Here is an 11968-nt window from a genome sequence, read left to right as displayed (position 1 = left end):
TCGATATGCTGCCGTCCGCTCCGGCCGCCGAGGGTCCGCTCCGAGTCTGAGTGGGGCGCTCGGAGAGCGGCACGAGCGAGGGAGAGCCTACGAGATGGCAGAGCCGACGCAAAAGGAACCTGGTGCCGGTGGGTACCTCGGATATGGATTGCCGAACGAACCCGGGGCGCCCGGGGTGTCCGCGAGCGCCAGCGCGCCGATCGGAGCCCCGCCCCCCGAGGAGCGGCGCGGCGCCCTGAAGGCGCTCGTGGCGATCGGCGGCCTGGCCTACGCGGGCGCGCTCGCCGCCCCGGCCGCGAGCTTCCTCAGCGGCTCCGCCGCCGGCAACGCGGGCTCCGCGGGCGGGCGCGAGCGCTGGGTCCGGGTCGGTCGCCTCGCGGACCTGCCGCCGGACGAGCCGCGGCGCCTCAAGGTGGTCGGCGAGGAGCGCGACGCCTTCACTGTCGCGAAGGATCAGATGCTCGGCGCGATCTGGGTCATCCGGGAGGGCGAGAAGATCCGCGCGATGAGCGCAACGTGCCCGCACCTCGGCTGCGGCGTCGAGCTCAACGACGACAAGAAGAGCTTCAACTGTCCGTGCCATTCGTCGCGCTTCGCCCTGTCGGGCGTGCCCGAGACGGGTCCGTCCCCGCGGCCCATGGATCCGCTCGCCACGCGGGTCGTGGACGGCTGGGTCGAGGTTGACTTCCGGCGCTACCGTGACGGGACCGCCGAGCTCCAGGAGATTGCAGGGTGAGCCTCGGCGACTGGCTGAACGAACGCATCGGGCACCGCGAGCCGATCCGCCGCTTGCTCGACGAGCCGATCCCCGGCGGCGCGCGCATCGGTTACGTCTGGGGAGGCGCGCTCGCGCTGCTGCTGCTTGTCGAGGTCGTCACGGGCGCGCTCCTCATGTCGGCGTACGCGCCGAGCGCGACAACGGCGTGGGCGAGCGTCGCGCACATCAATTTCACCCTGCGCGCCGGCTGGCTCATCCGGGGCCTCCACTACTTCGGGGCGCAGGCGCTGGTCATCCTGATCGCGATCCACGTGGGGCAAATCGCGATCCACGGGGCGTACCGCGCCCCGCGCGAGGTCAACTGGTTCCTGAAGCTCGGCCTGCTCGGGGTGATCCTCGGGTTCACCTTCTCGGGCAACCCGCTCCCGTGGGACCAGGACGGCTACTGGGGGGCGCGCGTCGAGACGGGCATCATGGGCGCGGTCCCCGTCGTCGGACCGCTCACGCAGGAGCTCGTCGTCGGCGGGGCGTCGCTCGGTCACATGACCGTGACGCGGCTCTACAGCCTGCACGTCTTCGTGCTGCCGGCGGTCATGGCCTTGCTGCTCGCCGCGAGCTTCGCGCTGTTCCGCAAGCACGGCTTCGGCGCGCCGTACGGCGCCGATCTCCGGAAGGCGGATCGGTTCTACCCGAAGCAGCTCGGCATGATCCTGCTGGCCACGGCGCTCGTGCTTGTCGTCCTCTTCGATCTCGCGGCCATCGAGCACGGCGCCCCGCTGGAGGCGCCCGCGGACCCGGTCAGCGACTACAACGCGCGCCCGGCGTGGTACTTCCGCCCGCTCTTCGAGCTGCGCAAGTTCTTCCCCGGCAAGCTGGAGCTCATCGCGACAGTCGGCGTGCCGGGGGTGATCGGGCTCTACCTCGCGCTGCTCCCGTTCATCGACCGGAAGCCCGGCCCGCTCCGCTCCCGCCTGCCGGCGCTCGCGCCGCTGTTCCTGATCGGCCTCGGGGCCGTCGGCCTCCTGGGCAAGTCGTTCGCGTCCGACGCGAAGGACGAGGGCTACCAGCGCTCGCAGGCGCAGAACGCCGAGCGGAGCGCGCGCGCGATGGTGCTGTTCAAGCAGGGCGTCCCGCCCGAGGGCGCGCTCGCGATGCTCCGGAACGATCCGGAGACGCGCGGCGAGGACCTCTACAAGAAGGAGTGCGCGAGCTGCCACCGGCTCAACGATCTCGGGCCGCCCAAGGAGAAGCAGACGGCGCCGGACCTCACCGGGTTCGGGACGAAGGCCTGGGCGCTCGAGGTGCTGAGGGATCCGGACGCCGACCACCTCTTCGGCAAGACGGCGTTCAAGGAGATGATGCCGTCGGTGTCCAAGCCGCCCGCGGATCCCGAGGCGGCGAAGGTGTTCACGCCGATGAGCGAGGCCGACCAGGAGACGATCGTCGCGTTCCTGGAGGCGCAGGCGCGCGGGGAGCCCGGCACCGGGACGCCGGGCGAGAAGCTGGTCCGGCAGCGGTGCACGAGCTGCCACCGGCTCGACGGCAAGACCGACGACGATGAGTCGGCCGCGCCCGAGCTCCGCGGCTGGGCCTCGGTCGCGTGGATCGAGGCGCAGATCACGAACCCCGGCAGCGGCAAGGCCTACCCGCCGGCGGCGATGTCGAAGGACCTCGAGGGCCACATGCCGGCGTTCGAGGACAAGATCTCCGCGAACGACCGGAAGCTCCTCGCCGCCTGGGTGTACCGCCGCGGACGCGGCGAGTCCGCGAAGACGGCCGCCGCCAAGGCGCCCGAGAAGAAGCCCTGAGCGAGCCGCGCGCGGGCCGACGCCGTCCCGGGCCTTCCTCCTCCTCCTCCCCGTCTCGAACACCCCCTCGATGAACGTCGGCGCGGCGCGCGACGGCGCGCGCTGATCCGTTCGGGTCGAGGCGCGCGCGCTGGCGTGCGCCCGCGCGGGGCGGCGCTCGGCGCACGCCAGCGCGCGCGAGCCGGGCACGCGCGGTGCTGCTCGGCCCGGGGGAGCGAGCCAGTGGCGACATCGTGCACGGTCGTCTCCACGCCGGCGTGCGCGCGGCGCTCGCCTCGAGGACGGCAGCGCGCGCGTCCCAGAAAGAGCAGGACCCGTGGACCTGGATGCGGCTGTGAAGCATCACTTCCCGTGGATCGCGGGCACGCTGATCGCGTCCGCCTTCTATTTTCAGGCGGCCGGGGTCTCGCGCCCGGTCGGGAGCGAGATCATCCCGGACAGAGACGGAAGGAGCGCTCCCGCGCCGCCTGTCCCCCGCCGGGCGCCTCACGACGGCCTGCACGCGACGAGCGCCGAAGCGATCCTGCAGCGCAACCCGTTCGACTCGGCGACGGGGCCGCTCCTCCCGCGGCCGGGCGGCGCTCCCGAGGCGCGCGCGCCCGGCGATGCGGGGAGGAGCGACGATCCGTGGCGCGACCCGATCTGCGAGGCCGGGCGCGTGGTGCTCATCGCAGCGTCGGACGACGCCGCGTGGTCGTTCGCGGCGATCGAGGGCCCCGACGGGCGGACGCAGATCCAGCGTCTCGGCGGCCGCACGCCGGGAGGCACGCTCGCGCGCATCGCCTGGGACCGCGTCTGGCTCACCGCAGGCGGCGCGCGCTGTCAGATGCGGCTCGGGAAAGCCAGGGTCGAGGAGGCGCCGGAGCCGCGGCCCCGGCCGCAGGCCAGGCCGGTCGGCGGCGACGCCAGCCTGAGCTCGATCCCGCCCGAGATCGCCGCGCGCATCCAGCCCGTGAGCGCCGCGGAGATCCACGTCGACCGGGCGGTGGTCGACCGGATCCTCGAGCAGCAGGCGCTCCTCACGCGCTCCGCCCGGGCGACCCCGGAGCGGCCGGGAGGCCCGATCGTCGGACAGAAGCTCAGGCTCAGGCGCGGCTCGCTGCTCGAGACGCTCGGGCTGGAGACCGGGGACTCGCTGAGGTCGATCAACGGGCTCGACGTCACAGACCCGCAGGAGGCGCTGGAGGCCTACGCGCGGCTCAGGGCCGCGAGCCACCTGTCCATCGCGATCGAGCGCGGCGGCCAGCTCATGACCATCGACGTCGACGTCCGCTGACGGCGCGGCGCTCAGCCGAACGCGTCGACGGCCGCTTTCGCCGGGCGATTCGCGAGCGACGGCGGCGCGACCGACTCCCACCACGCCGCCGCGTGCTGCTCGGTCCACGCGGCCTCCATGCGCAGCGCGGCGAGCCGCTCGGACAGCTCGTGCGCCGACTGCGGCCGCTTTGCCGGGTCCTTCTCGAGGCAGTCGAGCACGAGCCGGTCGAGCGCCGGCGGGATCGCGCGCGCCGCCCGCTTCGACGGCGCGACGGGCGCCTCGGTCGCGTGGAGCAGCACGGTCTTCATGGCCGTGTCGGCCTCGAACACGAGCGCGCCCGTGAGCAGCCAGTACGCGACGCATCCGAGCGCGTAGATGTCGGTCCGGCCGTCGATCGGGCGGTCGCCGACCACGACCTCCGGCGCCATGAACGCGGGCGTCCCGGTGATCGCGTTGTCCGCCGTCAGCGTCGAGGGGGCCGCGTCCTTCCGGCGCTCGGCCACCAGCCCGAAGTCGAGCACCTTCAGGAAGTCGAGATCCGCGCCGTAGCGGCACAGAAAGAGGTTCGCCGGCTTGATGTCGCGGTGCACGAGGAAGGCCTTGTGCGCCTCGTGGAGCGAGTGGCAGGCCTGCCGGAGCAGGTGGACCACCCGCGCTGGCGGCTGCGGGCCGTCCAGCTTGACGAGCGTGTCGAGGTCCATGCCGTCGAGCAGCTCCATCACGTAGTAGAACGACCCGTCCCGGGCGACGCCGAAATCGAAGATGCCGATCGTGTGCGGCGATCGGAGCGCCGCGGTCGCCTGCGCCTCGCGCTCGAACCGCAGCTTCGCTGTGCTGTAGGTCGCCGCGGCGCCCAGGAACGCCTCCGGGCGGATCAGCTTCACGGCGGCCGGGCGCGCGAGCATCCGGTGCTTGGCCCGCCACACCTCGCCCATGCCGCCGCCGCCGAGCCGCTCGACGAGGCGGTAGCTGCCGAGCTCCCGCGCCGCGTCGAGCTTGCGCCCGAGCCCGAAGACGACGCGCGACACGAGCACCGAGAGCGCCAGGGCGATGACGCTCGGGAAGAAGCGACGGAGCATCGCGTCGCGCGAGGGCAGCTCCATGAACCCCGACTGGACGAGCACCCACAGGAACGCCGGCTCGGTGAGGATCGCCAGCGTCGAGGTGAGCAGCGTGCGCACGCTCGGGGCCGGGACGATGATGGGGAACATCAGCACCCAGATGGCCACCGGCGACCAGCCCGGCAGCATCGGCCCCTCCGGCCACGGCTGCGCGTTCGTGACCACGGCGAGCGAGGCGGCGCCCAGGATCTTGTAGGCGAACGAGAGGTCGACGATCCGCGGCGGAGAGAGGAGCCTCTTCCGCGCGACGACGAAGAGCGCGGCCGAGACGAGCATGAACGGCAGGTAGACCGCGAAGCGGATCGTGTGGGGGCCGAGCCGGAGGCTCGGGAAGAGCTCCGACACGATGAAGCCGAAGGCACCCACGACGAGCGTGCAGAGCGACATCCACGCGACGCGCCGCACCGCCTGCTCCTCGAGGTCCGGCGGGAGCCGGGGCGACAACCAAGCCCGCGGCGTCACACACGCGCAGCTGGCCTCGGGGCCGAGGAAGATCGTCTCGCTCATGGCATTGCGCGCGGCACAAGGACGCGTTCGCCTGCCCTTAGGGGAAGAGGCAGACGGCGGAAACAGGAAGCATAGCGCGCGGCACGGCGCCGCCGTCGCTCCCGCGTGCGCCACAGCGCCGCCGTCGCTCCCGCGCGCGCCACGGAGCCGCCGCACGCGGGAGCAGGTTGACGCAGGTTTACTTGGAGAAGACCTGCGCGGCCGCGATGCCCGCGCCCTTCGTCGCCCTGAGGATCACCTTGCCCGGGCCGCCGATCGGCAGCGGGTTCTTCCAGCAGCCGGAGGCCTTTCCGCCGAGCGTCGCCGCGGCGCCGGTGGTGCTGTCCTGCGCGAGCACGACGGGCGGCAGCGCGGGCGCCGGCTGCGAGACGAGCTGGATGTCGAGCTCCTGGACCCCGATGCCGATGCCCACGACCGTGTAGCACTTGCCAGCCGAGATGTTGATCTCCTGCTCGAGCGTCTGGCCCTCCTGGAACTGCCCTGCGAACGGCCCGCCGTCCGCCTTCATCCCCGGGGCCTCGGTCGTGCCCATCCCCTGGAGGATCGGCGTGGCGGCCACCGCGGCGACCGGCGGGACCGGCGTGGCGGCGGTGCCGGCGGGTGCGGCGGTGGCCGTGGTCGTGGGCACCGCGGTCGCGGTCGCCGTCGGCATGGCCGCGGCGCACCACTGGCCGGGCGGGCACGGGTTGGTCGGGTCCGTCGTCGGCTCGGGCGTCGACGAGCACGCGAGCGCTCCGAGCGCGGCGAGGCAGAGCGGGAGTACGTGGAAGACACGCAGCATGAGAATGCTCCTTCGATGGGCATGAGCTCGCCCGATCACAGAACGAGGTGCCAGCGCTTCTTACACCGGCTGCGGTTCGACGTGTGGGTCGAGCTCACGAAGCAGCGATCTCGACAGCGCACGGCATCGCTGAGGCCGCCGGCGGCCGCCGCGCCGCTTTGCGCCCCGCGCCCTACGTGCTATCCGAGGTCGGTCCAGCGCGGTCTTGCAATTCCAAGTAGTTAAATTATACACGTGTTCCGCGTCACCTGCGTGGGACGGCAGTGCGCGCCCAGTGGTGGACCTCCCAGCGTGCCTTGCCTCCTGGCCTCTCCTGGCTCGGCGGCGGCTCACGCCGCCTGAGGTCTGTGCCGCTGTGTCTTTTGCGCCCGGCGTCGTCAGCGCGGATAGCGCACCCGTCGGAGCAGCCATGAGCCAGGATCAGAAGCCCCCTCCCGCTGAAGGCAACGCCCTCTGGTACAAGGACGCGATCATCTATGAGCTCCATGTCCGCGCGTTCAGCGACTCGAACGCCGACGGCATCGGCGACTTCGAGGGGCTTATTGAGAAGCTAGATTACCTTCAAGATCTGGGCGTCACCGCGATCTGGCTCCTGCCTTTTTACCCCTCGCCGCTGCGCGACGGTGGATACGACATCGCGGACTACACCAACATCAACCCCTCTTACGGCACCCGGCGCGAGTTCGCCCGCCTGCTGCGCGAGGCGCACCGCCGCGACATCCGCGTCATCACCGAGCTCGTCCTGAACCACACCTCGAACGAGCACGAGTGGTTCCAGCGAGCGCGGACCTCCCCCAAGGGCTCGCGCTGGCGCGACTTCTACGTGTGGAGCGACACGCCCCACCGCTACAAGGACGCCCGGATCATCTTCAAGGATTTCGAGACGTCGAACTGGGCCTGGGATCCGGTGGCCAACGCCTACTACTGGCACCGCTTCTACTCCCACCAGCCCGACCTCAACTTCGAGAACCCGGACGTGCACGCGGCCGTGTTCAAGGTGGTCGACTTCTGGCTGGAGATGGGCGTGGACGGGCTCCGGCTCGACGCCGTGCCGTACCTCTACGAGCGCGACGGGACGAACTGCGAGAACCTGCCGGAGACGCACGAGTTCCTGCAGAAGCTCAGGCGCCACATCGACGCGAATTTCTCCGATCGCATGCTCCTCGCCGAGGCCAACCAGTGGCCCGCCGACGCCGCCGCGTACTTCGGCAACGGCGACGAGTGCCACATGAACTTCCACTTCCCGCTCATGCCCAGGATGTTCATGGCGGTGGAGCTCGAGGACAGCTTCCCGATCGTGAACATCCTGAAGCAGACGCCCGTGGTCCACGAGAGCTGTCAGTGGGCGACGTTCCTCCGGAACCACGACGAGCTGACGCTCGAGATGGTGACCGACGAGGACCGGGACTACATGTACCGCGTCTACGCGCAGGAGCACACAGCGCGCATCAACCTGGGCATCCGCCGCCGGCTCGCCCCGCTCATGAAGACGCGGCGCAGGATCGAGCTGATGAACGCGCTGCTCTTCTCGCTGCCGGGGACGCCCGTCCTCTACTACGGCGACGAGATCGGGATGGGAGACAACATCTATCTCGGCGACCGCGACGGCGTGCGCACGCCGATGCAGTGGAGCGCCGACCGGAACGCCGGCTTCTCCAGGGCGAACCCGCAGAAGCTGTACCTGCCGATCATCATCGATCCCGAGTACCACTACGAGGCGATCAACGTCGAGGCGCAGCAGCAGAACTCCGCCTCGCTCCTCTGGTGGATGAAGCGGCTCATCACCCTGCGCAAGCAGAACAAGGTGCTCGGCCGCGGGACGATCGAGTTCCTGCACCCGGACAACAGCAAGGTGCTCGCGTTCGTCCGCGCGCACGGGGACGAGCGGCTCCTCGTCGTGGCGAACCTCTCGCGCTACGCGCAGCACGTCGAGCTCGACCTCGCGCGCTTCGCGGGCATGGTGCCCGTCGAGCTGTTCGGCAGGAGCCGCTTCCCGGAGATCACGAGCCGCGGCTACTCCCTGTCGCTCGGGCCGCACGACTTCTACTGGTTCGCGCTGGAGCCGGCGGTCGCGGCGGTGCCCACGGGCGAGGGCCAGGCGGCGCCCGCGATCTCGACGAGGGGCACGTGGCAGGCGCTCCTCTCCCCCGATGGCCGCAGGGCGCTCGAGCCGGCGATCGGCAAGTACATCGCGGCGCGCCGCTGGTTCCGCGGCAAGGCGCGCACCCGGCGCTCCACGACGCTCGCGGACGTGATCCCGATGGCGCTCGACGAGCGGGGCGCGGCGCAGCACTTCATCCTGCTCGTGCGCGTCGAGTACACGGACGGCTCGCCGGAGACGTACGTCGTGCCGGTCGGCTTCGCGACGAGCGATCGCGCGCGGGAGCTCTCGACGCGCACGCGCCACGCGGTGATCGCGGACGTCACGGTGCGCGATCCGGACGCGGAGAGCGCGGCCGCGCCGGAGGGCGTCCTGTACGACGCGCTCGCGACCCCGGAGTTCGCCGCGCTGGTGCTCGCCGCGATCCGGTCGCAGGGCGTCGCGGCGGGCGCCGCCGGCGAGCTCCACGCGCTGCCGCTCGGGACGACCCTCGAGGCGCTCGGCGCCGAGGGAGAGCTCCCGGCGCGCATCGCCGAGAGCGAGCAGAGCAACACGACCATCATTTACGGCGACAAGCTGCTCCTCAAGATCTTCCGGCAGGTCGAGGAGGGCATCAACCCGGAGCTCGAGATCGGCAGGTACCTGACCGAGCATCAGTTCCCGTCCACGCCGCGGCTCGCCGGCGCGATCGAGTACCAGGCCCGCGGTCGCGAGGCGACCACGGTGGCGATGCTCCAGGAGTACGTGCAGAGCCAGAGCGACGCGTGGTCGAGCACGCTCGAGTCGCTGAACCGCTTCTTCGAGCGGGTGCTCGCCGATGAGGAGTCGGTGAAGGGCGGCGCGCCGCCCATGCCGACCGGCACGCTGGTCGACGCGTCGCGCACGGTGCCGCCGCCGATCGTGAACCAGCTCATGGGCACCGAGCTCGTGAGGATGCGGCTGCTCGGCGAGCGCACCGCGCAGCTCCACCTCACGCTCGGCAAGGAGAGCAAGGACCCCTCGTTCGGGCGGCAGTCGTTCACGACGCTGCACCAGCAGTCGATCTTCCAGTCGGCGCACGGCATGCTCGCGCGCACCTTCGCGCTGCTGAGGAAGCGCGAGCGCTCGCTCCCCGAGAACGTGCGGGAGCAGGTGTCGGCGATGCTGCAGCGCGAGGCCGAGATCAACGCGAAGCTCCAGCAGATCGTGTCGAGGAAGTTCGACGTCACCCGCATCCGGACGCACGGCGACTTCCACCTCGGCCAGGTGCTCTCGACGGGCGATGACTTCATCCTGATCGATTTCGAGGGGGAGCCGGCGAGGCCGCTGAGCGAGCGCCGCTACAAGCGCGGCCCGCTCCGGGACGTGTCCGGGATGCTGCGCTCGTTCGACTACGCCGGCGCCTCGGCGCTCCGGGACGCTCGCCTCCGGCCGGAGGACGTCGCCGTCCTCAAGCCGTGGACCGAGGCCTGGGTGGCCTGGATCTCCGCGAGCTACCTCGCGGGATACCTGGAGACGATCGCGCGCGCCCAGGCGGCCGCCGAGGTGCGGACCGACGAGACGGGGCCGTACGTGCCCGCGAGCGACACCGACACGGTGCTCCTGCTCGACTTTTACATGCTCGAAAAGTGCATCTACGAGCTCGGCTACGAGCTCAACAACCGGCCTGAGTGGCTGGACATCCCGCTGCGCGGGCTCGAGCATCTGATTGCGCCCAAGGCGTAATTATACGCTCCCCCTTTCCCCATTCTTCGATCAGAACCGTCTCAGGCGCCGCCCAACGCGGGCGCGCCTGAGGCGTGGCGTTCATGCCCTGGCGTGGAGCCATTGGCCCGCTCGGCAGACGAAGAGTCGAGTCGTCCGGCGGCCACCTCTGGTAGGCTATCGGCCTGCGCCGCCGAAGAGAGCCCCGGGAGCGCGGTTGACATGAACCTCGGGCCAGGAGGTCCTACCCAGTGAGCAGGATATCGCACCTCGGCCCGGGACCGTGCATTGCTATCGCTCTCCTGATTTTCTCATCCATCGGTCGCGCCGAGCCCACAAAAGAGCCCGTGGAAGACGCGGTGACCCGCCTGCGCGTCCAGGCGAACGCCACGCAAGCAGAGGGCCGCTTCGCGGAGTCCCGCGAGCTGTGGGAGGCGATATGGAGGATGGATCGCTCGCAGGTCGCTGCCTGCAACATCGGGGCGCTCTCTTACCGGATCGGCGACGCGCCCGCTGCGGTGCGCTGGCTGTCGCTCTGCAAGGAGATCATGCGGCCGCCGAGCACGCCGGAGGAGCGTGAGCTGTACGAGTCGCGCCTGTTCGACCTGGCCCGCGCGCGGCAGCTCGTGGGCGAGATCCGCCTCCTCGTCCCCGCCGGGGCCTCCTGCACCATCGACGGCGAGCCGGTCACGGTCGAGCGCGACAAGCTCATCCCCGTCAACCCGGGACACCACTCCATCGCCGCGACGGTGAACGGCGCCGCCGCCGTCCGGGTCGACATCGATGTCCGCCGCGGAGAGGTCCGCGAGGTGCGGCTCGATCTGACGGCCCCTGCGCTCAAACCCACGGTGACGAGGGGCCCGGCGCCGGCGAGCGCGCCGCCCAGCTCGGGGCTGAGGACCGGCGTCATCGCCGGGGGCATCGCGGGCTCGGCGCTCTTCCTGGCGCTCGGCGGCGTGCTGATGGTCGTGGCGCACGACGCGGAAGTGAACCGGGACGAGACCGCGCGGAGCGTCGGAGGCAACAACTGCCTTCGCCTCATCGCGCCGGAATGCAAGAAGGCCGCCGACTACGAGAACACGATGTTCACGGCGCGCGAGCTCGGCACGGCCAGCTTCATCACGGGCGGCCTGCTCGCAGCCGGCACGCTCGGCTTCGCGCTCTTCACGCAGCAACGCGCCGAGGTCACGGCGTCCGCCAGCGGCATCACGGTGCGGGGGGTGTGGTGATCGCCCCGGATCGCGGGGGTGCGGCGGGGGCCGCCCGTCGGACGCCGAGGTTGCGCTGTCGCGGTGAGCCGAGCTGAAGGGCCGGGATCGGTCGCTGGACGGCTCGGGCGGCGTCGTTATCCTGGAGCGCCGGAGGGGCGATGATCCGGCTGGAGCTCGCAGGCGCGAACACGAGGGTGCACTCGACGTTGTGCGGCGCCTGTCCGCAGGGGTCGACCGGCTGCTGCGCCAGCCCGCCAGGGGTCGAGTGGTCGGACATCGGGAGAATCGTGTCGCTGGGCGGCGCAGGCTGGTTGTTGGAGCAGATGGCGGGCGGCAGCCTGCGCCCTGGCCAGCGCGGCCTGCTCATGCTCCGCGTGGAGCCCCGGGACAGCGACGGTCGTGCGCTGCCGAAGAGGTGCGCTTTCCACGGTCACGAGGGCTGCACCATCCCGCCAGAGCGGCGCGCGGCGACATGCAATTACTACGTGTGCGACGACGCGTTCGCGCACGGCGGCGAGCCCAGCGGCAATCCTGAAGCGCTGGCGGGCCGCACGGCACACGACGCGCTCGTGGATCTCTATGGGAGATGGGATCTCGAGCTCGCCGCCCGCATCCGTGAGGGCTGGCCTGACGGCCCTCCCTGGAATCAGGATTTCCTTGAATGGCTTGGTCGAGAACACGAGCGCCTCGCCTCCAGGGCAGCGTCGACCGCTCCAGCGCTCACGCCTCGATAGCCCCGCACGGCGCGCGCGAGGCGCCGCGCGCAGCGGCCTTCCTTGT

Annotated in this window: 8 protein-coding genes; 6 read left to right on the top strand and 2 right to left on the bottom strand. The window is 71.1% G+C overall.

The features are described from left to right. Positions 1-148 precede the first annotated feature (148 nt). The 3 genes from WMF42_RS02050 (at position 149) to gspC (ending at position 3802) form a co-directional block, all read left to right on the top strand. The gene (locus WMF42_RS02050; protein WP_233561495.1) at positions 149-736 is read left to right on the top strand and encodes a ubiquinol-cytochrome c reductase iron-sulfur subunit; all 588 of its coding nucleotides are present in this window, start codon (positions 149-151) and stop codon (positions 734-736) included. Next, positions 733-2526, top strand: a complete 1794-nt coding sequence (locus WMF42_RS02045; RefSeq protein ID WP_437689926.1) for a cytochrome b N-terminal domain-containing protein — start codon at positions 733-735, stop codon at positions 2524-2526. Before WMF42_RS02050 ends, WMF42_RS02045 begins: the two co-directional genes overlap by 4 nt. A 334-nt stretch (positions 2527-2860) precedes the next feature. Continuing rightward, positions 2861-3802: a type II secretion system protein GspC gene (gene gspC, locus WMF42_RS02040; RefSeq protein ID WP_437689925.1), complete on the top strand. Its 942-nt coding sequence runs from the start codon at positions 2861-2863 to the stop codon at positions 3800-3802. A gap of 11 nt (positions 3803-3813) precedes the next feature. On the opposite strand, the gene WMF42_RS02035 is transcribed toward gspC, so the two are convergent. Next, positions 3814-5412 carry a serine/threonine-protein kinase gene (locus tag WMF42_RS02035; protein WP_061608371.1) on the bottom strand — a complete coding sequence of 533 codons (1599 nt, stop codon included), beginning with the start codon at positions 5410-5412 and terminating at the stop codon, positions 3814-3816. Positions 5413-5590: 178 nt separating this feature from the next. After that, complete coding sequence (locus WMF42_RS02030) at positions 5591-6193, bottom strand: hypothetical protein (RefSeq protein ID WP_061608370.1); 603 nt, start codon at positions 6191-6193, stop codon at positions 5591-5593. A gap of 409 nt (positions 6194-6602) precedes the next feature. Between WMF42_RS02030 and treS the strand changes: the two genes are divergently transcribed. The 3 genes from treS to WMF42_RS02015 all read left to right on the top strand — a co-directional run bounded on the left by treS (position 6603) and on the right by WMF42_RS02015 (position 11922). Next, the gene (gene treS, locus WMF42_RS02025; RefSeq protein ID WP_437689924.1) at positions 6603-9998 is read left to right on the top strand and encodes a maltose alpha-D-glucosyltransferase; all 3396 of its coding nucleotides are present in this window, start codon (positions 6603-6605) and stop codon (positions 9996-9998) included. A 326-nt stretch (positions 9999-10324) separates the two neighbouring features. Then, positions 10325-11206: a hypothetical protein gene (locus WMF42_RS02020; RefSeq protein ID WP_061608368.1), complete on the top strand. Its 882-nt coding sequence runs from the start codon at positions 10325-10327 to the stop codon at positions 11204-11206. Positions 11207-11346: 140 nt separating this feature from the next. Further along, positions 11347-11922: a hypothetical protein gene (locus WMF42_RS02015; RefSeq protein WP_437689923.1), complete on the top strand. Its 576-nt coding sequence runs from the start codon at positions 11347-11349 to the stop codon at positions 11920-11922. Positions 11923-11968 lie beyond the last annotated feature (46 nt).

This window comes from Sorangium sp. So ce176, assembly GCF_051519835.1.
Lineage (GTDB): Bacteria > Myxococcota_A > Polyangia > Polyangiales > Polyangiaceae > Sorangium > Sorangium cellulosum_G.
The sequence above is the reverse complement of the archived record's forward strand: the minus strand, read 5'-3'. Positions and strand labels throughout refer to the sequence as shown.